Origin of the sequence: Peribacillus glennii (assembly GCF_003429105.1) — a bacterium.
Taxonomy (GTDB): Bacteria; Bacillota; Bacilli; order Bacillales; family DSM-1321; genus Peribacillus; species Peribacillus glennii.
This window is the reverse complement of sequence record NZ_QVTD01000003.1, coordinates 1,320,159-1,341,484: the sequence shown is the minus strand read 5'-3', so window position 1 is coordinate 1,341,484 and position 21,326 is coordinate 1,320,159. Positions and strand designations below refer to the sequence as shown.

Here is a 21,326-nt window from a genome sequence, read left to right as displayed (position 1 = left end):
CGGGAAAACATGTGGTATACTTTTCTGTAGAAAAAATGGAGCGTGAGTGTAATGGACAAAAACCAGCAAGGAATCCAATATATGCAAGAAGGAAAATACGAAGAAGCAGTGAAAGTATTTTCAGAGGCGATTGAAGAAAATCCGGGTGAACCGGTAGCCTATATTAATTTCGGGAATGTATTGACAGCTGTAGGGGAGCTTGACAAAGCCGTCAATTTTTTTAAAAAGGCAATCGAGCTCGATGAAAATGCGGCTGCCGCCTATTATTCGCTTGGGAACCTATATTTTGATGCCGAAAAAATGATCGAGGCTAAGGATATGTTTGAAAAAGCAATACGCTGCGGCCTTGAAAACAGTGATTCGTATTTCATGCTGGGTTTGACGTTAATGCAGCTGGACCAGCCTAAATTCGCGATGCCTTACCTGCAAAGAAGTGTCGAATTGAATCCGGACGATGTGGATGCGCGGTTCCAATATGCGCTATGCCTCGCAAATTCTGAGCTGTATGATGAATTGGTCAAAGAGTTGTTCATAGTTGTCGAAAAGGATCCGGGACACTCGGATGCTTATTATAATCTTGGTGTAGCCTATGCAGGTCATCTGGAAGATTCGCGGGCTGCCCTGGAATTTTTTGAAAAAGCATTACAGGCCCAGCCGGACCATATGCTTGCAGCGAACGGCAAAAGATTGATGGAGGACTTGTTAGCGCAGGGCTAGAGTCATACTAAAAAAATGTTTACCATTACCAAGAGGACCCAGCGAATAACCAGAGCGAAAAATTTTGATCATTTACCAAGAATTCTTATTAAGCGAAAAATTTTAATAATTAAGCGGAAAACACAATGATTTACGCGAAACCAGCTTTACAATGTTTTTGAAACGCGAGCCCTAAACGAAAGGAGGGAAGAGTTTTGGTTCAACAGAATTCCATGGATTTGTTTGCAGAAGAGAAATCATTTATGAAAGGCAGACATTTGGTCACGATTTTCCATAATGAGCAAAATATGTACTCGGTTGTCCGAATCCGTCTCGATGAAACCAATGTCGAATATCATGAAAATGAAGCTGTTGTGACAGGCTACTTCCCTCGCATCCATGAGCATGAGACCTACGTCTTTTTCGGCCAGATGAAGGATCATCCCCGTTTTGGGCTGCAGTTCCATGTAGAACACTTTCGAAAGGACATGCCGCAGTCAAAGGACGGGATCGCCAGCTACCTGTCCAGTGACCTTTTCAAAGGAATCGGAAAGAAAACGGCCGAGGTGATCGTTGAGACGCTCGGAGAGAATGCCATTTCAAAAATTCTGGAGCAGCCTTCCCTTTTGGACAGTGTCCCCAAGCTATCGCCTGAAAAGGCTAAGAGTTTGTATGATACCCTCATTGAACACCAGGGCCTGGAACAGGTCATGATTTCGCTGAATCAATATGGGTTTGGGCCACAATTGTCCATGAAGATCTATCAGGTATACAAACAAGATACGATTTCGGTCGTCCAGGCGAATCCTTATAAGCTAGTTGAAGACATTGAGGGAATCGGATTCGGCCGCGCCGATGAGCTTGGATACCAGCTGGGAATCAGCGGCAGCCACCCAGACCGCATCAAGGCTGCCTGCCTGTATACCCTGGAAACGCAATCTCTTCAAGAAGGGAATGTCTATTTGGAGGCAGACCAGCTTCTGGAAAGCGTGAAAAAGCTGCTTGAGGAAAATAAACGGGACCGCATTGAATTTGGTGAAATTTCCGATGAAATCATCAAGCTTGGCGAAGAGGGAAAAGTGATTGTGGAAGAAAGAAGGGTTTACCTTCCGTCGCTTTATTTTTCTGAAAAAGGGATTGTCACCAATATCAACCGGATCCTCGCTCAAACAGAATATGAAAATCAATTCCCTGAATCGGAATTTTTATTGGCGCTCGGGGAACTGGAAGAACGGCTTGGTGTAGATTACGCAGCGGCACAAAAAGAAGCCATCCAGACTGCCCTCGGGTCCCCGATGCTGATTCTTACAGGAGGCCCGGGCACCGGCAAAACCACTGTCATTAAAGGAATCGTCGAATTGTATAGCGAGTTGCACGGGGTTTCGATGGACATCAATGATTATAAAAATGATGATGACCCATTCCCTTTTATTTTGGCTGCTCCTACCGGCCGTGCTGCGAAAAGGATGGCAGAATCCACAGGGCTGCCTGCTGTCACGATCCATCGGCTGCTCGGGTGGAATGGCAGTGAAGGGTTCTCGCATGATGAAGATAATCCGATTAACGGGAAAATTGTAATAATCGATGAAATGTCTATGGTAGATACATGGCTTGCGCACCAGTTGTTTAAGGCGCTTCCGGAACATATCCAGGTCATCCTGGTCGGTGATGAGGACCAGCTTCCATCTGTTGGGCCGGGGCAGGTTTTGAAGGATTTGCTTGCTTCCGGCTGTGTTCAAACTGTTGCTTTAGAGCATATTTACCGGCAGGCAGACGGATCATCGATTATCGAATTGGCGCATGAGATCAAACGGGGCAGCCTGCCGGCCGACGTTGAAAAACAGCAGGCGGACCGTTCCTTTATCCGGTGCAGTACAGCCCAAATCTCCCAGGTCGTCGAAAAGGTAGTCCAGAACGCAAGAAAAAAAGGCTATACGGCGAAGGATATCCAAGTGCTTGCCCCAATGTACAAGGGGCCTGCTGGAATTGACAATTTGAACCGGATGCTGCAGGAAGTTTTCAACGGCAACCAAGATGAAAAACGGCGGGAATTAAAGTTTGGCGACATTATTTACCGGACTGGCGACAAGGTCCTTCAATTGGTGAATCAGCCTGAGAGCAGCGTGTACAACGGGGACATGGGGGAAGTCGTCTCTATTTTGTTTGCCAAGGAAAACACGGATAATGTGGACAAATTAATCGTATCCTTTGAAGGTATCGAAGTGACTTATTTGCGGCAGGATCTGTCCCAGATTACCCACGCTTATTGCTGCTCGATCCATAAATCGCAGGGCAGCGAGTTTCCGATTGTGATCTTGCCGATTGTGAAAAGCTATTACAGGATGCTGCGCAGAAACCTCATTTACACAGCCATCACCCGAAGCAAAGAATTTTTAATATTATGCGGGGAAGAAGAAGCACTCCGCATGGGTGTGGAGAGAAATAATGAACAAAGGCGCAAAACGACGCTTCTGCAAAAGCTCAGAGATTCGCTTTCCGGTGAAGTTGTCAACACAGAGAACGTAAAGGAAGATGCGGAAGTGGATTATCTGGGACAGCTGCTTAAGGCGGATCCGATGATCGGCATGGAAGATTTAACACCTTATGATTTTATGGGGAAATAAAGACGGCAGCCAATGTATGATCGCTCTGTCGTCTTTTTTCATTGGAAATCGTTACTCATCATAATGAAAAGCCCTTATCCTTATACTATTAACGTTCGGAGAGGGGGACTGCTCCTGAGGACGTTTTCTTTGTTAAAAGGATTGAGGGTATATACCAGCCGGGGCCAATGCATAGGTAGTGTCAACGATATTTGCCTTTCCGAATCAGGAAAGATTGAAGGGATCATCGTTCACAGGAAAGCGTTTTTTAAAAAAAACTTGTTCTTTTCATTGAATGATGTCCGGTCATTTGGTCCGGATGGAATCATTGTGGAAAAAGAGGAAGCGTCTCCAGATAACCATCCTCTGGAAGGCCACTATTTATTCAATGCAGATTCTCTCTTCGGAAAAATGCTAATGTCTGAGGCTGGTGAAGAGCTGGGCCTGCTCCACGATGTATTTTTTCTGGAAAAAATGGGCACAATCGTAGCATATGAAACGACGGATGGATTTTTCTCTGAAATAACGGAAGGCAAGCGCCTGGTCGAATCGAAACACCCGCCGGTGCTTGGGAAAGATGCCATCCTGATTTCTGTCTATGATCAGTGAGGTGTCCGGGGAATGGATATGAAATGCCCGAATTGCAGCAGTAAAGATATTGGGAAAATTGGCGTGAATCAATATTATTGCTGGAACTGCTTTATTGAAATGTCTTTAAACAATGGCGTGATTTATACCCATCAAGTAGAGGAAGATGGAAGCTTGAGCTCGCTTGATGATTTGTTTGACGAGAGTGAACGCCGCTTTAGCGTATAAAAACATCACGGATTTTATGGCTCTGCCAATTTGGCAGGGTTTTTTTAGTAAAGCCTCATATTTAGTTTCAATATCTACCCAAAAAATCATTTTCGCATGAAATCACCTCCCGTCACGAACACTATAATAGGAGGCGATAGGATGGAAATCCGTATGAAATGGTTTTACCTGCTCGGTTTTTTGCTATTATTATTTTTTGTTATTTATATATTCCTCAAATTGCAACCGGTATGGCAGCCAGTTATAAATGTTGTTTTTACTGTTTTGCTTCCCTTTTTCATTGCCGCTTTCATCAGTTATTTACTGCATCCGGTCATTGAAATCCTTCATGAAAAAGGGATGAACCGCGGCCTGGCCATCGTGGTCATTTATATGCTGTTCTTTGGGGGATTGGGATTTGGCATCTATAAAGGGATACCGGCTATCATTGAACAGATCAGGGAATTGTCGGAGAGTGCACCTAAGGTGGCTGAGCAATACAGGCATTGGGTCTATGTTTTTGAGAACAAGACCTCGCACTGGCCGTTTGGGGTCCATGAACGAATGGAGGATTCCATCACCATGCTTGAAAGCCGGCTTGAAAACCTGATGAGCAATGTGATGGGGTATCTTACCAGGATTTTTGATTTTGTTCTCCTGTTTGCCTTAATCCCGTTTATCGCATTTTACTTTTTAAAAGACTTTGACTCGATAAAGAAAATGGTATGGTATTTAACGCCAAAAAAATGGCGGAAACAGGGAGTCGCATTTTTGGGTGATATCAATGAGTCCCTCGGTGGTTACATACGCGGCCAGATTATTGTATGCGCTGCGATTGGATCTATTTCGGCCCTCTTATTTTGGATTGTTGGCATGGATTATCCACTGGTGCTCGGAACCATTATTGGCATCACCAATATTATTCCCTACTTCGGGCCTATCATTGGGGCGGTTCCAGCGGGTATTATTGCGGCCTCGGTTTCGTTTAAAATGGTGATGATCACTTTAGTGATAGTGTTTATCCTGCAATTTTTGGAAGGGAATATTTTGTCTCCATTGATCGTTGGAAAAAGCCTGCATATGCACCCTTTATTCATCATTCTGGCGTTACTTGCCGGCGGCGAAATTGGCGGGGTGGCCGGTTTGATTGTTGCAGTGCCAATATTAGCTGTGATCAAGGTCTGCATGATCCACGCCCGGAGCCATTTTTCGAAAAAGGAGGAAATGGTTCCGGACTGAGCCAGAGCTGCTTTCAATGATTGACAAATATTTTGCTTGTGAATATAATCCATTACATAAGAGTGAAAACAATAATGATGAAATCGTAGAAGGATCGAGTATGCTGCAGCCCATTTGAGTGCGATGCACGGAAGAGAGGAATTTCCACGGCTGAAAGAAATTCCAGATGAAGAACAGCAGAAAGCTAATCCGGAGTGTAGCTAATACCTATCGTTTGCCGCGTTAAGGCATGATGAAGGTGATGAGTGCTTTTTTTGTTGTGCTCATAATCAGGGTGGTACCGCGAGCTAACTCTCGTCCCTGTCAGGGGATGGGAGTTTTTTTGTTGCCTAAAACTCAGTACATAGGAGGAAATAACATGAAAAAGTTAACTGGGGCGCAGATTCGCCAATTGTATTTGGATTTCTTTAAAGAAAAAGGACACAGCATTGAGCCGAGTGCATCATTGGTGCCTCATGATGATCCATCGCTTCTATGGATCAATTCAGGGGTAGCAACATTGAAAAAATATTTCGACGGCCGTGTAATCCCGGAAAACCCGCGTATGACAAACGCACAGAAGTCCATCCGGACGAATGATATCGAGAATGTCGGGAAAACGGCCCGGCACCACACATTCTTTGAAATGCTCGGAAATTTTTCAATTGGTGATTATTTCAAGGAAGAAGCGATTGTTTGGGCCTGGGAGTTTTTGACTGATGAAAAGTGGATCGGCTTTGAACCGGAAAAGCTGTCAGTCACAATTCACCCGGAAGATGAGGAAGCCTTTGAATTATGGAACAAAAAAGTAGGCATACCGGCCGAACGCATCATCCGTCTAGAAGAAAACTTCTGGGATATCGGGGAAGGCCCGAGCGGACCGAATACCGAAATCTTTTATGACCGCGGGCCGGATTATGGAGATGACCCAAATAATCCAGAATTATTCCCTGGAGGGGAAAATGAACGATATTTAGAGGTTTGGAATCTGGTGTTCTCCCAATTCAACCACAATCCGGACGGTTCTTATACGCCGCTTCCTAAGAAAAACATTGATACAGGGATGGGCCTAGAACGTATGGCATCAGTGGTTCAGCAAGTCCCAACCAACTTTGATACGGACTTGTTCATGCCTATCATCCATGCAACAGAAGAAATAGCCGGTATCAAATACCGTGTTGATAAAGAAAAGGATGTGGCGTTCAAGGTCATTGCCGACCATATCCGTACTGTCACATTTGCCGTAAGTGATGGGGCGCTCCCTTCGAATGAAGGCCGCGGTTATGTATTGCGCCGCCTGCTGCGCCGCGCCGTGCGTTACGCGAAACAAATCAACATCAACCGTCCATTCATGTATGAATTGGTGCCGGTTGTCGGTGAGATCATGAATGACTTTTACCCTGAGGTCCAGGGTAAATCAGAATTCATCGCAAAAGTTGTTAAAAATGAAGAAGAACGCTTCCATGAAACACTGCATGATGGCCTTGCTATTCTGTCAGACGTAATTAAAAAGGAAAAAGCAAAGGGAAACAACATGATTCAGGGCTCCGATGTATTCCGTTTATATGATACGTACGGTTTTCCTGTTGAACTTACCGAGGAATATGCGGAAGAAGAAAGTATGTCTGTCGATCATGAAGGCTTTGAGCGAGAAATGGATGCTCAACGTGAGCGTGCCCGATCAGCGCGCCAAGATGTAGATTCGATGCAAATCCAGAGCGGTGTACTTGGGGACATCAAAGTGGAGAGCAGCTTTACCGGTTATGACCAACTTGAAGGACAAGGCACGGTTGCTGCAATCGTGAAAAACGGCGAACTTATCGATCAAGCCGATGAGGGTGAAGAAGTGCAGGTCATCCTAAGTGAAACACCGTTTTATGCAGAAAGCGGCGGCCAGATTGCCGATAAGGGCTTCATTGTCAGCGAAGATGTAAAGGCGTCCGTTTTGGATGTCCAAAAGGCTCCGAACGGACAAAATCTGCACCGTGTTGTCATTGAATCAGGTATATTAAAACAGGACGCTTCCGTTGTTTCTGAAGTACATGTAGAAAACCGGGCACGAATCATCAAAAACCATACCGCTACGCATCTTCTGCACCAGGCGCTGAAGGATGTGTTGGGGGGACATGTAAACCAGGCAGGTTCCCTAGTTGAACCGGACCGCCTGCGCTTTGACTTCTCTCATTTTGGACAGGTTCAGCCGGAAGAATTGGACCGGATCGAGCAGATCGTCAATGAAAAAATTTGGCAGAGCCTTCAGGTCAATATCGAATATAAAGATATCGAAGAAGCGAAAGCCATGGGCGCAATGGCTTTGTTTGGAGAAAAATATGGGAAAATCGTCCGCGTCGTCCAGGTCGGCCATTACAGCCTCGAGCTTTGCGGCGGCTGCCATGTGCCGAATACCGCTGTAATCGGGCTGTTTAAAATCGTTTCAGAGAGCGGCATCGGAGCCGGGACGCGCCGTATTGAGGCAGTAACCGGTGCAGGGGCATACCAGGCGATGGCTGATCAAATATCTGTCCTTAAAGAAGCAGCTTCAAAATTAAAAGCGAATCCTAAGGACCTGCCATCCAGAATTGAGGGTGTCCTTGCCGAAATGAAAGAGCTGCAGAAAGAAAACGAGAGCCTTGCTGCAAAACTTGGCAATATTGAAGCATCCAGCCTTGTTTCACAAGTCCAAGAGGTGAATGGGGTAAACGTACTGGCAGCAAAAGTCCAGGCAGCAGATATGAACAATCTGCGTGCAATGGCTGATGACTTGAAACAAAAGCTCGGCTCTGCCATTATAGTACTGGGGAGTGCTCAGGATGGCAAAGTGAACCTGATTGCAGCCGTAACGAAGGATTATATCGCCCAAGGCTTTCATGCTGGAAAACTTGTCAAGGAAGTAGCTGCACGCTGCGGCGGGGGTGGCGGCGGACGCCCGGACATGGCCCAGGCAGGCGGAAAAGACCCTCAGAAACTGGATTCAGCGCTTAATTTTGTTGAAGAATGGGTAAAATCCATTTCATAATCACTTTGAAGTGTTGTACAATAAAGGAAATTATCCATCAGCGGTTCACTTTCACATCCGCTGATGGACATACTTTTTGGAATCAGTGCGCTAAGGGCTGCGATAAAATGAAGTTGTTTCCCCTTCGAAACGCGAAAAGAGGTGCAATGAATGAGTTCCTTTGATAAAACGATGCAATTCAATTTTCCGGAAGAACCATTTGAAAGAGATGTAAAAGAGGTACTTTTTCAAGTGTATGAGGCTCTTCAGGAAAAAGGCTACAACCCGATCAACCAGATCGTCGGCTACTTGCTTTCCGGTGATCCCGCTTATATTCCGCGCCACCAGGATGCGAGAAATATTATCCGGAGACTTGAACGGGATGAAATCATTGAGGAATTGGTCAAAGCGTATTTAAAGCACCATCGTGAGGGATATTAATGCGTACAATGGGATTGGACCTTGGCACAAAGACCCTTGGTGTGGCAATCAGCGACGCTTTCGGCTGGACGGCTCAAGGTTTGGAAACAATAAAAATCAATGAAAACAAGAAAGAATTTGGTTTGGTGCGTCTGGCAGAAATCATTAAAGAGCATGAAGTATCCCAAATTGTTCTTGGATTCCCGAAAAATATGAATGCGACGATTGGGCCAAGAGGCGAAGCAAGCCAGGCTTTTGCAAGAGTGCTTGAAGAAAAATTCGGCCTGCCTGTGTATCTCTGGGACGAAAGGTTGACGACGATGGCAGCAGAGCGTGTGCTACTGGAAGCGGATGTCAGCAGAGCCAAGCGCAAGAAGGTCATCGATAAAATGGCAGCTGTCATGATTTTGCAAGGATATCTGGACAGCCAATCAAAACTTTAATGAGGTGAATGAAATGGAACACGGAGAAAACCATATTACAATTGTAGATGAAAACGGTAACGAGCAGCTTTGCGAAGTATTGTTCACATTTGATTCCGATAAATTCAATAAGTCCTATGTACTTTACTATCCGATTTCTTCCGATGCAGATGATGAGGAAATAGAGATTCATGCTTCTTCCTTCACACCAAGCGAAGACAATGAGGATGGCGAGCTCGAGCCGATCGAAACCGAGGAAGAATGGGACATGATCGAGGAAATGCTTAACACGTACCTGGATGAAGAAGAAGGCGAACAATAAATTGTTCCGGCCCCCGGTGATGAACCGGGGGTTTTTACATTCAATCATCTGCCAAATCATGATCTTGCCTGACATTAACTAAACTGGAAATGCGCAGTATTTGTTGAAAGGTCATGAAAAAAATCAAATATTTTAGTATAATAAGCGGAAGATTGTAAAAATGTTAGTTCATAACGTTTATAGGCAGCCGCCTTGTAAGAAGGAGGTAATAAAGATGGCTGAAAAAGATTCGAAAGAAGCATCAAAAAAAGATTTCATAAGGAATTCTATGCTCGAAAGGCAGGGTGAAGCCAGGATAGTGAGAAAAGTCATTCTTATAACCTCCCTGGCCATCCTGTTACTTGCGGCAGCGACCGGTTTAGGGGGATATTTTTACATAAAATCCGCCCTGGAGCCTCGGGACCCTCAGAATAAGTCACTTAAAACCATTGAAATCCCAATCGGGTCATCGGTTACCGATATTTCGACAATCTTAGAGGAAAAAGGGATTATCAAGAACGCAAGGGTATTCAAGTATTACATTAAATTCAGGAATGAAGCAGGATTTCAGGCAGGGGAATATAAACTCGCAGCTGCCATGCCGCTCCAGGAAATTGTGGAGAGCCTCAAACAAGGGAAAGTGATGCAGCAAGCTGCCCTGAAAATCACGGTTCCAGAAGGAAAACAGCTTGTCCAAATCGCCGGCATCATTGCGGAACATACAAATGAAAAACCAGAGGACGTCCTGGCAGAATTAAATGATAAGTCATTCGTCAAGAAAATGCAGGCAAGATATCCTAAGGTATTGACTGATGAAATTCACAGTAAACATGTAATCTATCCGCTTGAAGGTTATTTATATCCGGCAACATATGCGTTTGCCGAGGAAAACCCCGGATTGGAGAAGATCATTTCCGAGATGCTGAAGAAAACGGAATCGAGCCTTTCCGGATATCGGCACGCCATGGACGAGAAGAAATATTCCCCGCACAGACTGCTCACGATTGCTTCTCTAATTGAGGAAGAGGCTGCGGCAAAGGTGGACCGCGGCAAGATTGCATCGGTGTTCTATAACCGCCTGAAGGCTGGCATGCCGCTTCAAACCGATCCAACTGTCCTTTATGCGAAGGGAAAGCATCAAAAGCGGGTCTACTACAAAGATTTGGAAGTGGTATCGCCATATAATACCTACAAAAACAAAGGGCTGCCGCCCGGTCCGATAGCCAATGCAGGGAAATCATCAATAGAAGCTGCATTAAACCCGGCAAACACCAACTTCCTATATTTCCTGGCCACTCCAGGCGGAGATGTACTGTATTCTGTGTCGCTTGATGAACATAACAAGAAAAAAGCTGACCACATAACAAGCAAAAATTGACATGTTATATAGGGGAGAGATATTCACTTTCCCCTGATAGATGTGCTAAAATAATCAAAGTGAAATTTTTCTAAATCATTTTGTTGCAAGATGTACATGTCTAGCTGCATCGCCTAAGCCCCTCGAGGTCATAAGCCGCTCCTCTCCGGAAAACAGGTCTTCCTGCGAGGTCCGTCTTATGCTTGCCGGGCTTGCACAGGATGTGCTGACGTCGACGTTTGTCACAGGACGTGGCAGCAGTTAGTCGACGTTCCTCCTAATCAGGCGATTCCGCTTTTTTTTATCCCTCGGCTTTTGCCGAGTTTTTTCATGGCGCTAGAAACCCATATGTTTATCCTTCGGGAGGAAATAAAAGTGAAACAGGAAATGGAAATATATCTTCATTCGCTAATCCCTGCGCGCCAGGGATTATTCGCAGAAATGGAACGATATGCGATGGACCATAAAGTGCCCATCATGGAGCCGGAAGGAATGGAGGCTCTTTTGCAGCTATTACGCTTGAGCCGTCCGGCAGCGATACTTGAGGTTGGGACGGCCATTGGATATTCGGCTTTGCGGATGGCTGACGCAATATCCGGCACGAAAATCGTGACACTGGAAAGAGATGAAGCCCGGATTGCAAAAGCAAAAGAATTCATTCAAAAAGCGGGCAAGCAAAGACAAATCACTCTGCTTGAAGGTGATGCGTTGGAAGCTGTCCCGCTTGTCAAAGAACATGGTCCGTATGGTGCCATTTTTATCGATGCAGCCAAAGGACAGTATCAACGCTTTTTTGAACTGTTTGAGGAATTTCTGGAACCTGGCGGGATAATTGTTACCGATAATGTTTTGTTCAAGGGCTTGGTAGCCCAACAAGACGAAGCAATTGAACCCAAAAGGATCCGGAACCTTGTTAGGAAAATAAGGGATTACAATGCCTGGATCATGAGCCATCCTGCTTATGATACAGTTATCCTTCCAATCGGCGATGGTGTCGCCATTAGTAAACATCGAGGTGAGAGTGAATGAAAAAGCCAGAGTTGCTCGTGACTCCTGCTCGTGTTGAAGATATTCCGCGATTAATCGAGGCAGGTGCCGATGCCTTTGTAGTGGGTGAGCAAAGATACGCACTTCGCCTTGCCGGAGAATTCCCAAGAGCTGATGTACAAAGGGCAATAGAGCTTGCGCACAGTGCAGATAAAAAGGTTTATGTGGCAATGAACGCCATCTTTCACAATGATAAAGTGGGGAAGCTTGAAGACTATGTCTCGTTTCTGAACGAAGTTAAGGCAGATGCGATTATTTTTGGCGATCCGGCTGTATTGATGGCCGTCCGCGAAGTCGCCCCTGATATGCCGCTTCACTGGAATACAGAGACCACGGTCACAAACTGGTATACGGCGAACTATTGGGGACGCCGCGGATCAGTCCGCGCGGTCGCTGCCCGTGAACTTAGCATGGATGAACTGATTGAAATGAGGGAACATGCCGAGGTGGAGATTGAGGTCCAGGTCCACGGAATGACATGCATGTTCCAGTCCAAGCGGACACTGCTTGGAAATTATTTTGAATACCAAGGCAAGGCTTTGGAAATTGAGAACAGGAAAGAGCAAAAAAATATGTTCCTCCATGACAAGGAGCGAAATAACAAATACCCCATTTTTGAAGACGAAAATGGCACCCACATCATGAGCCCGAATGATATCTGCATCATCGACGAGCTTCAGGAAATGGTCGAAGCAGGCATCGATTCCTTTAAGATTGACGGGGTTCTAAAGACACCTGAATATATCATTGAAGCGACAAAGCTTTACCGCATCGCAATAGACCTTTGCACTGAAAATCCGGATCAATATGAAGAACAAAAAGACGCGCTGCTGGTAAAGATTCAAGAAATCCAGCCCGGGGACAGGAAACTGGATACAGGATTCTTCTTTAAGGAAACCGTTTATTAATAGAAAAGCTAAAGAGCCTTGCTGCCAAGTGCCGGCTGTTTGGGCGAATTTAGATTTTAGTTGGAATTAAACTGCCAACTCCTGTCGCATCCTGTGGCAGTGCCGATATAAAGAATGCCTCGTCGAAGTACTTCGCAGCCAAAAATTTTTTTCATTTTTTGGTGATGTCCATTACGCCGGGTATAGACGCTCTAAAAAGACAATTTTATTCAAGGAGGAATAGCCTTGGAAGCTATTGCTGATAAAATTTCACAAATCGCGGGTGGAAAACGCGTGATTGTTAAAAAACCAGAATTATTGGCACCCGCAGGAAATCTTGAAAAATTAAAGATTGCTGTGCATTATGGTGCAGATGCAGTGTATATTGGGGGTCAGGAATTTGGCCTCCGTTCAAATGCAGGAAATTTCACGCTTGAAGAAATGAAGGAAGGCGTCGATTTTGCAAAGAAATACGGCGCAAAAATTTATGTAACTACCAATATTTATGCCCACAATGAGAATATGGACGGGCTTGAAGAGTATTTGATCGGTCTTCAGGATGCAGGTGTAACGGGTATTATCGTTGCCGACCCGCTCATCATAGAAACATGCCGCCGTGTTGCGCCAAAGGTGGAGGTCCATTTAAGCACACAGCAGTCCCTTTCCAATTGGAAAGCGGTCCAATACTGGAAAGAGGAAGGTTTGGACAGGGTTGTGCTGGCCCGTGAGACTGGTGCAGAGGAAATACGGGAAATCAAAGAAAAGGTCGATATCGAAATTGAAACCTTTGTCCATGGAGCCATGTGCATTGCTTATTCCGGACGCTGTACATTGTCCAACCATATGACAGCCCGGGATTCAAACCGCGGCGGTTGCTGCCAGTCATGCCGTTGGGATTATGATTTATATGAATTGGGCAAAGAAGGAGAAGAAGCGTTGTTCTCAAAAGGAGATGCTGCTTTTGCCATGAGCCCAAAAGATCTGAAATTAATCGAATCCATTCCAAGGATGATTGAACTCGGCATCGACAGCTTGAAAATAGAAGGAAGAATGAAGTCCATTCATTATGTTGCCACTGTTGTCAGCGTATACCGCAAAGTAATTGACGCATACTGTGCCGATCCCGAGAACTTCAAGATTAAGCAGGAATGGCTGGATGAGCTTGAAAAGTGCGCCAATCGGGAAGCGGCTTCCGCGTTCTTTGAAGGAACTCCCGGGTATAAGCAGCAAATGTTTGGGAACCATAGCAAACAAACTAAATACGACTTTGCCGGCTTGGTCCTGCATTATGACGAAGAGACAGCAATGGTCACGATGCAGCAGCGCAACTTCTTTAAACCAGGGGACGAGATAGAGTTCTTTGGACCAGATATAGAAAACTTCACACAGATCGTTGATACAATCTGGGATGAAAAAGGAAATGAACTGGTTGCTGCCCGCCATCCGTTGCAAATCATCCGCTTTAAGGCGGACAAGCCTGTATTTGCAAACAACATGATGCGAAGGGAGAACTAGTATATGGATAAGAAGCCTGTAGTCATCGGTGTAGCCGGCGGTTCCGGATCAGGTAAGACAAGTGTAACGAGATCCATTTTCGAGAGCTTTAAAGGCCATTCCATCCTTATGCTGGAGCAAGATTATTATTATAAGGACCAAAGCAGCCTCCCGTTTGAGGAACGGTTAAAAACAAACTACGATCATCCGCTTGCCTTTGATAATGACTTGCTGATCGAGCATATCCATGCACTTTTGAACTATGCACCGATAAAGAAACCTGTCTATGACTATTCCATTCACACGCGTTCGGAAGAGGTCATCCATGTCGATCCAAAGGACGTGATCATCCTGGAGGGCATTTTGGTGCTGGAGGATGAGCGTTTGAGAGACTTGATGGATATTAAATTATTTGTGGATACGGATGCAGACCTTAGGATAATCAGAAGGATGCTCCGTGATATTAAAGAGCGCGGCCGCTCCATAGATTCGGTGATCGACCAATATGTGAATGTAGTACGCCCCATGCATAACCAATTTATCGAGCCCACAAAACGTTATGCGGATATCATAATCCCGGAAGGCGGCCACAACCATGTTGCCATCGATCTTATGGTCACAAAAATTCAAACAATTCTTGAACAAAAGTCATTTTTATAATAATATGTCATAAATAAATGATAGGGCAGGCCTAAAGTAATTCCGAAAATTTCCGGGTAATTTACCGGAAGGGCTGGACAAAACCGGAAAAAGGTCATACTCTATCTAAAGGCATATATCATATCCAGAGCTTTCTAAAAAGTAAGATGCGCGCCCTATTCCAGGACGCGCAACTTTTATCCCGGCTTTGGCAGGTAATACAGATATAGAGTGGTTTCGTAATTACAAAGTAAGCGAATACACTGCATAATACTTAAAGCAGGCAACAGTCCCGCTGTAAAGAATAGAAGGAGTGAAGGGTTTGGCTATAGAAAAAGTGTTCCCAATGACAAAACAAGGAAAAGAAAAACTAGAACAAGAACTTGAACAGTTAAAAACAGTGAAAAGAAAAGAAGTTGTGGAAAGAATTAAAATCGCACGCAGCTTCGGAGATTTATCCGAGAACTCTGAATATGATTCTGCCAAGGAAGAACAGGCATTTGTCGAGGGGCGGATCACGACGATCGAGAACATGATCCGCAACGCAAAAATCATCGAAGACGACCACTTGGATTCCGACACGGTTTCACTTGGAAAATCTGTTACATTTGTTGAACTTCCAAATGGGGATGAAGAAACGTATACAATTGTTGGCAGTGCAGAGGCGGATCCGTTTGAAGGAAAAATCTCAAACGACTCGCCGATCGCCAAAAGCCTGCTTGGGAAAAGGGTCGGCGACCAGGTAACCGTCCAGACTCCAGGCGGGGAAATGAACGTTCGAATTGTTACAATTAAGTAGAATTAATCCTATTCATGCAGCGGCCTTTTATCTGGCCCGCTGCTTTTTATTTTGTTCAGGTTCGAAAATCAGATTCCGGTTGTAAAATCCAGCTTCTCGATTTGGCCAGCTTCTCTTGGTTTTGGACAGAATAATCCCCCTTTTAGATAGATATTCCCCATTTTGGACAGATTCCCATTTTTACTGGTCTAACTGCTGGGCCTAGCTTAAATTGATAAATGATGATATGCAGCTCCACAGGTAATTTGTCCTTCATATCCATTTCCATTGATTGTTGTTTTAAAACTCCTGCCTCCGTCAAGACTGTGTATGAGGTGGGAGAAATGATAAGCAAACGGATAAAAGGGATGGCCTATTTCCTGCTTTTGTTATTGATTGTCTTAGCGGGAAGGCTGGTGCAGATACAGCTGGTTGAAACAGAATCCTTCTCAAAACATCATATTAATTTAATAGAGGCAAGCGTCAACCAACGGTCACAGGTGCTGAAGCTCGATGATGGCAGAGGGCAATTCTATGACTACAAGGGAATTCCGCTTGCTCATGAAGAAGTTCCGGCACTTGTCCTTTTTCCATTCCTGAAAAAAATGATATGGCCGGCTGCAAAAGTGGCCGGGATAATAGGAATACAAGAGCAGGAACTCCTGAAAGCCGTAGAGAAAGCCGAGAAGCCATTTGCATTTGGCGGGAAGAAACCATTGGAACTTACTTCCGGGCAAACAGATGCCATCAATAAATTGCAAATTCCCGGGGTGTTCGCAGTCAAGCAAAAAATATATGATGCAGACTTGCCGGCAGCCCAATTAATCGGGACTACAACCAAATCGGAGCCTGTAAAAAAGCGTCTTCATCCTGAACGGGAATTATCGCCTGAAGTAAGGGTCGGCAGTAACGGACTTCAGAGGACATTTGATGATTTCCTGCTTTCAGAGGGCGATTCGAAACTCGTATTTCACGTAGATGGAACAGGGGGCCCGCTATTCGGGGTTGACGTAAAGTATGTGGAGCCGGCCAATCCAATGTACCCTGTAAAGATCAATACAACGCTGGATAAAAAAATCCAGGAAGCAGCAGAACGATTAGTGGATCAACATCAAATCAAAAAAGGCGGCATTGTGTTGATTGATATTGAAACCAATGAAGTTAGAGCACTCGTATCCAGGCCAAAAACAAATAAACATGATCCGGAAGACATTGGGAACAAGAATTTGATGCTGATGAGGGATACTCCAGGATCCATTTTTAAGACGGTTGTTGCCGCGGCGGCGATTGATGCTGAAATCGCGAAACCCCCAAGAATGTTCAATTGTAATTTAACAATAGATGGAAAGCCCGATAGGGAGCACAATTTTGGATTTCTCGACTTCGAAGAAAGTTTTTCAAGAAGCTGTAATCGGACTTTCGGTGAAATCGCCCAGGAATTATCGGTTGCCAATCCTGAAATCTTCGATGAATATGCAAGCAAATTGGGCATTAAAGAAACAGCGGGCTGGAGCGCCCCTGTATATCACATCAACCCCTTGACCCAATTTGACAGTGAAGAACCAGGGATTGTATGGCACCCTGATCACAATTTGAAAAAAGATAAAAAAATGATCGCCAAAACAGCAATCGGCCAGCAGGATGTACAGGTTACCCCGCTCGCAATAGCGAATATGATGGCAACGATAGCCCGCGGGGGGGAAAAAAAAATGGTCAAGGTCGTCAGCAATGTGGAATTCAATAACGGAACTACGGTATATGACTTTCCCGATAAAAAAATACCTGGAGAAACGATTTCCCCATACACAGCCATGAAGCTACAGCAATTGTTAAGGGGAGTGGTGATAGGGTCGAACGGTACCGGGGTCTATTTAAAGGATTTGCCTTATGAGGTCGCAGGAAAATCCGGTACGGCACAAACCGGAATGGAAAAGAAAGAATTAAACAAATGGTTTGCGGGATATTTTCCATATAAAAATCCTAAATACGCCCTGGTCGCTGTAAGTTTGGATACGGATGAAAGCACGCCGGGCATGACAAGGCTATTTGCAGACATAGTAAAAGAGATATATAAATTGGACAATCCTGTCAGCATGGATAGGAACATTGAATGACTTTTCCGGGGACGGACTTTAGGAGAGATATCGCTTCTATCAAATGGCATAACATGATAGAATAAGGCTTAATAGCTATTGATAGGGGGGAACATATCCATGGCAGCCTCACGTTTAAACAGAAAAGACAAACAAAGAAAAGTCAATAAATTTTATAATATTTCAATTGCGCTAGTATCCTTATTGATTGTGATTGTAGCGGTAACGATTTTCTTCGGGAATAACGAAGAATCCAAGACAGAAACGGCAGCTTCCAATAGCGGCCCTGCTAAACAAACTCCGGCACAACAGGCAACAACTGAACAAGGTACCTCAGCTTCTGGTTCAGACGAACAACAGGCGGATGCAGAGCAGAATACCGATGAACTGGACAGCGGGGATGAAGAGGCAGCCGACGAAGAATTGGCGGAGGAAGAACAAGAGGATAAAGAAAAAGAGAAGAAAGAACAAAAGAAGAAAGAACCCAAAGTAGGGGAACCGGTTGGCACAACGCAAACCGGCGAGCATGTGACCTCCTTTGAAAAAGGCTCGGCCGATTGGAATGAAATGACACAGGCCATGGCGGCCGGTACTGGCCTCGACCCTTCCGATATGACCATTTGGTGGCTGGGAAATGGAGGAGCGCCGAATAAAGCGGTGGGAACCGTTTCGTCAAAAAATGACCCCCAAAAAAAATATAAGGTACACATGGAATGGGTTGACGGGGAAGGCTGGAAGCCCGTTAAAGTCAAATAGTTTTTAATCGTGGGAATAGAGCAAGCGCCTTTTATCAGGTGCTTGCTCTATTTGCTTTTGTTACCGTTTAGCTTTAAAATGCACCAAAGCACTATAGAAACGTCTCCCTTCTTCCGTCACGTGCATCTGGTGTGATACATGATGGACCTCTAATAGTATTGCTTTATTTGCCTCGATTTGCGATTGGATTTTTTCTTCAAGTACCTTTATCGAATCCGCTTCAAAAAGTTCTACTTTATCCTCGATTAAATCCAAATGAAAATTCATGAATGATCCTCCTTAGTTCTGTTAGTTCCATTTTAACCTACCTGCCCTTTTCAGCGAAGCCCCTAGTCCTCGAGGAACGTAACTGACTACAACTTCGTGAATAATCTAACGACCATCACCTTCAATGCGAAAAAAGCATTGGATAAATTAAGAGGGATAGTGGACATAATAGATGGGGACTTCATGGGTTTTCATCTGCCTGAAAGATGGACACCATCGTCAGCACCTATGCCTTCCACCACTTAACCGATGAAGAAAAAACGAAAGCCATCTCTCTATATGGCGAACTATTAAAAGCTGGTGGTAAAATAGTGTTTGCAGATACGATGTATCAATCGTCTGATGCAGATCAGAAAGCGATTGATGAAGCTGTAAAAGCAGGCTTCCTTTCCTTAGCGAAGGATTTGCAAACGGAATATTATACAACCATTCCTTTTTTACAAAGAGTACTTGAAGATCATAACTTTAAAGTGCACTTTGTATGCTGCAATGATATTGTTTGGATTATGGAGGCCGAGAAACTTTAGGAAGAGGTAGTAAAAATGAAACTTGCCATAATCGGAGCAATGGAAGAAGAAGTGGCCATTCTAAGAGGCAAAATTGAAAATTTGGAACAAGTAACGATTGCCGGGTGTGAATTCAACACAGGACGGTTAAACGGAGTGGATGTCATCCTGTTGAAGTCGGGAATCGGTAAAGTAAATGCCGCAATGTCCACAACGATCCTATTGGAAAAGTTCAAGCCGGATGCAGTTATTAATACAGGGTCAGCGGGTGGCTACCTGCCCTCATTAAATGTCGGGGATGTCGTGATTTCCACCGAAGTCCGCCATCACGATGTTGACGTTACGGCGTTCGGATACGAGTACGGACAGGTCCCGCAAATGCCTCCAGCATTTGTATCAGATAAGAAACTGCTAGAAACAGCGCTTGAAGCGGCAAAGGAGATCAGGGATATTCAGGTAGTCAAAGGTTTAATCGTCACGGGTGATTCCTTCATGAGTGATCCGGACAGAGTGGAGTTTGTAAGGGGCAAGTTCAATGATTTGCATGCTGTTGAGATGGAGGCCGCTGCGATCGCCCAGGTGGCTTACCAGTTCAACGTCCCTTTTGTGATAATCCGCTCCCTGTCTGATATTGCCGGAAAGGAATCAAATATTTCCTTTGATAAATTCCTTGAGACTGCTGCACAAAATTCATCCCAACTGATCTTAAAAATGGTCGAAAGTATGAAATAATCCGGAAAAAGATGCGGCAAATATCCTGCAAAAGGGGGGATTGACCCCCTTTCCCATTATTTTCAGGGCCTTTCATGCCGTTTTACATGGTAAAATGGTTTGGAAGTTTACTAGAAGGTGCAGGTGGTTTTTATGAAGAATGAAAACACCAGGGCGTCACAAATCCACGGCAAAGTGGTGGATTTTCAACGCTTTGCAGTGACCCTGCTGTGTGTCAGCGTTTTTTTCTATCTCGGCAGTGTCATACCCTCTGAAGGCAAGACCATGTTTATCACTTATGGAATGATGGGAGCAACGGTGGTCTTTTTAATTGGTTCAGCCATTTTTTTTACGTTATCCAAAAAATATAAAAATATTCTTTCGGATAATGATGAAGTTTTATAATAATAACTCAGAGCCTGATACCATACCAAATGGTATTCAGGCTCTTTTGATCCCGAATTTAGTTTGTTAGAATAATAGTTTTTCGGGAATCGAAATTTTTTATGGAAATAGGCAAAATAAGGGTTTACAAACTTATTGCTTTTGGATATACTTACCAATGTAAGATGAAACTGCAAAAAGGAGGTCGAAGAAAATGATGGATACAACAGTTAAATCAAATCACGCTTGTAAGGATGCCAGAACTTTATATTCTTTTCAACACAAATTCGACCTGAACGGTGCAGATTTCATTTAACCTGAGTTTTTCTATTTTAAATGATTATGCAGACCATACCGGCCGCAGGAAGAAATGTGTTCCTGCGGCCTTTTTGTGCCCATGGCCGCAGGGGAGCTTTTCTCTTCTGCGGCTTTTTTGTACCCATTTGACGGGCACAAGGTCTGCTCCATGTTAAGGAGGTGATAAAAAATGACACTGAACTTGCTATTTTTTACGATAACATTCAAAAGATTGAAAATGACTGCCGAAGATTGCGACCACCAGGAAACAATCAGAAGGCTGCATGACGAACACGTTGACCGGGGACTAGAGCACCGCAATTTCTAGATTGGAATGAGGTGATAAAATGACACTGAACATGCTGTTTTTTACAATCACAATTAAAAAACGAACAATGACTGCCGAAGAATATTTGCATCAGGAAAAAATTCAAAAGCTTCGTGACGAATACATCGACAAAAGTATGAAGTATCGTTATTTCTGATGTTTAATCAAATGGTAAACATAACCGGAAGGGTGGAGATGTAAATGGAAAAATTAATGAACGGATCAAAGGGCTGCTTATGGGATCAGAAGGATACCGGCTAACTGCACCAATCTCAGTCATCCTGGCAATCGGTTGGTGCAAAGTAAAAACAAATGATTCATTCACAGGTTTG

Annotated in this window: 23 protein-coding genes; 22 read left to right on the top strand and 1 reads right to left on the bottom strand. The window is 44.4% G+C overall.

Annotated features, from left to right (window positions below; translation table 11 throughout):
- Positions 1-51 precede the first annotated feature (51 nt).
- From D0466_RS08050 to D0466_RS07970, 17 genes are all read left to right on the top strand, one after another.
- Positions 52-717, top strand: coding sequence for a tetratricopeptide repeat protein (locus D0466_RS08050; protein WP_117321981.1), 666 nt, complete (start codon positions 52-54; stop codon positions 715-717).
- Positions 718-929: 212 nt separating this feature from the next.
- Positions 930-3,320, top strand: a complete 2,391-nt coding sequence (gene recD2 / locus D0466_RS08045) for an SF1B family DNA helicase RecD2 (protein WP_407675624.1) — start codon at positions 930-932, stop codon at positions 3,318-3,320.
- A gap of 129 nt (positions 3,321-3,449) precedes the next feature.
- Positions 3,450-3,908 carry a PRC-barrel domain-containing protein gene (locus D0466_RS08040; protein ID WP_233522564.1) on the top strand — a complete coding sequence of 153 codons (459 nt, stop codon included), beginning with the start codon at positions 3,450-3,452 and terminating at the stop codon, positions 3,906-3,908.
- Positions 3,909-3,926: 18 nt separating this feature from the next.
- A complete protein-coding gene (locus D0466_RS08035) occupies positions 3,927-4,115 on the top strand; it encodes a hypothetical protein (RefSeq protein ID WP_117322262.1) in 189 nt (62 codons plus the stop codon).
- A 141-nt stretch (positions 4,116-4,256) separates the two neighbouring features.
- Positions 4,257-5,333, top strand: coding sequence for an AI-2E family transporter (locus D0466_RS08030; protein ID WP_117321979.1), 1,077 nt, complete (start codon positions 4,257-4,259; stop codon positions 5,331-5,333).
- A 358-nt stretch (positions 5,334-5,691) separates the two neighbouring features.
- Positions 5,692-8,328 (top strand): alanine--tRNA ligase, encoded by a 2,637-nt coding sequence (alaS, locus tag D0466_RS08025; protein ID WP_117321978.1) that lies wholly within the window; start codon positions 5,692-5,694, stop codon positions 8,326-8,328.
- Between the two features lie 150 nt (positions 8,329-8,478).
- Positions 8,479-8,748, top strand: a complete 270-nt coding sequence (locus D0466_RS08020) for an IreB family regulatory phosphoprotein (protein ID WP_117321977.1) — start codon at positions 8,479-8,481, stop codon at positions 8,746-8,748.
- The gene (ruvX, locus tag D0466_RS08015; RefSeq protein ID WP_199484515.1) at positions 8,748-9,170 is read left to right on the top strand and encodes a Holliday junction resolvase RuvX; all 423 of its coding nucleotides are present in this window, start codon (positions 8,748-8,750) and stop codon (positions 9,168-9,170) included. The genes D0466_RS08020 and ruvX overlap by 1 nt, the downstream gene beginning before the upstream one ends.
- A gap of 13 nt (positions 9,171-9,183) precedes the next feature.
- Positions 9,184-9,471, top strand: coding sequence for a DUF1292 domain-containing protein (locus tag D0466_RS08010; RefSeq protein ID WP_117321976.1), 288 nt, complete (start codon positions 9,184-9,186; stop codon positions 9,469-9,471).
- 214 nt (positions 9,472-9,685) lie between these two features.
- The gene (mltG, locus tag D0466_RS08005) at positions 9,686-10,828 is read left to right on the top strand and encodes an endolytic transglycosylase MltG (RefSeq protein ID WP_117321975.1); all 1,143 of its coding nucleotides are present in this window, start codon (positions 9,686-9,688) and stop codon (positions 10,826-10,828) included.
- Positions 10,829-11,182: 354 nt separating this feature from the next.
- Positions 11,183-11,836 (top strand): O-methyltransferase, encoded by a 654-nt coding sequence (locus D0466_RS08000; RefSeq protein WP_233522563.1) that lies wholly within the window; start codon positions 11,183-11,185, stop codon positions 11,834-11,836.
- The gene (locus D0466_RS07995; RefSeq protein ID WP_117321974.1) at positions 11,833-12,762 is read left to right on the top strand and encodes a peptidase U32 family protein; all 930 of its coding nucleotides are present in this window, start codon (positions 11,833-11,835) and stop codon (positions 12,760-12,762) included. The genes D0466_RS08000 and D0466_RS07995 overlap by 4 nt, the downstream gene beginning before the upstream one ends.
- A 225-nt stretch (positions 12,763-12,987) precedes the next feature.
- Positions 12,988-14,256 carry a peptidase U32 family protein gene (locus D0466_RS07990; RefSeq protein WP_117321973.1) on the top strand — a complete coding sequence of 423 codons (1,269 nt, stop codon included), beginning with the start codon at positions 12,988-12,990 and terminating at the stop codon, positions 14,254-14,256.
- 3 nt (positions 14,257-14,259) lie between these two features.
- Positions 14,260-14,895 carry a uridine kinase gene (gene udk, locus D0466_RS07985; RefSeq protein WP_117321972.1) on the top strand — a complete coding sequence of 212 codons (636 nt, stop codon included), beginning with the start codon at positions 14,260-14,262 and terminating at the stop codon, positions 14,893-14,895.
- Positions 14,896-15,196: 301 nt separating this feature from the next.
- On the top strand, positions 15,197-15,673 hold the full coding sequence (gene greA, locus D0466_RS07980) for a transcription elongation factor GreA (RefSeq protein WP_117321971.1): 477 nt from the start codon (positions 15,197-15,199) through the stop codon (positions 15,671-15,673).
- Positions 15,674-15,996: 323 nt separating this feature from the next.
- Entirely contained in the window at positions 15,997-17,766 is a 1,770-nt protein-coding gene (locus D0466_RS07975) for a peptidoglycan D,D-transpeptidase FtsI family protein (protein ID WP_117321970.1), read from the top strand.
- Between the two features lie 99 nt (positions 17,767-17,865).
- Positions 17,866-18,501, top strand: coding sequence for a DUF1510 family protein (locus tag D0466_RS07970; RefSeq protein ID WP_117321969.1), 636 nt, complete (start codon positions 17,866-17,868; stop codon positions 18,499-18,501).
- A gap of 60 nt (positions 18,502-18,561) precedes the next feature.
- Here the strand turns inward: D0466_RS07970 and D0466_RS07965 are convergent, their stop codons facing one another.
- Positions 18,562-18,768, bottom strand: a complete 207-nt coding sequence (locus D0466_RS07965; protein ID WP_117321968.1) for a DUF2536 family protein — start codon at positions 18,766-18,768, stop codon at positions 18,562-18,564.
- A 206-nt stretch (positions 18,769-18,974) separates the two neighbouring features.
- Here D0466_RS07965 and D0466_RS07960 point away from each other — a divergent pair, with 206 nt between their 5' ends.
- From D0466_RS07960 to D0466_RS07940, 5 genes are all read left to right on the top strand, one after another.
- A complete protein-coding gene (locus tag D0466_RS07960; RefSeq protein ID WP_117321967.1) occupies positions 18,975-19,295 on the top strand; it encodes a class I SAM-dependent methyltransferase in 321 nt (106 codons plus the stop codon).
- A 15-nt stretch (positions 19,296-19,310) separates the two neighbouring features.
- The gene (gene mtnN, locus D0466_RS07955) at positions 19,311-20,006 is read left to right on the top strand and encodes a 5'-methylthioadenosine/S-adenosylhomocysteine nucleosidase (RefSeq protein ID WP_117321966.1); all 696 of its coding nucleotides are present in this window, start codon (positions 19,311-19,313) and stop codon (positions 20,004-20,006) included.
- 132 nt (positions 20,007-20,138) lie between these two features.
- A complete protein-coding gene (locus D0466_RS07950; RefSeq protein ID WP_117321965.1) occupies positions 20,139-20,390 on the top strand; it encodes a YrhC family protein in 252 nt (83 codons plus the stop codon).
- A gap of 466 nt (positions 20,391-20,856) precedes the next feature.
- Positions 20,857-20,994 carry a YrzI family small protein gene (locus tag D0466_RS07945; protein WP_117321964.1) on the top strand — a complete coding sequence of 46 codons (138 nt, stop codon included), beginning with the start codon at positions 20,857-20,859 and terminating at the stop codon, positions 20,992-20,994.
- Positions 20,995-21,013: 19 nt separating this feature from the next.
- The gene (locus D0466_RS07940) at positions 21,014-21,151 is read left to right on the top strand and encodes a YrzI family small protein (RefSeq protein ID WP_117321963.1); all 138 of its coding nucleotides are present in this window, start codon (positions 21,014-21,016) and stop codon (positions 21,149-21,151) included.
- The last annotated feature ends 175 nt before the right edge of the window (positions 21,152-21,326 follow it).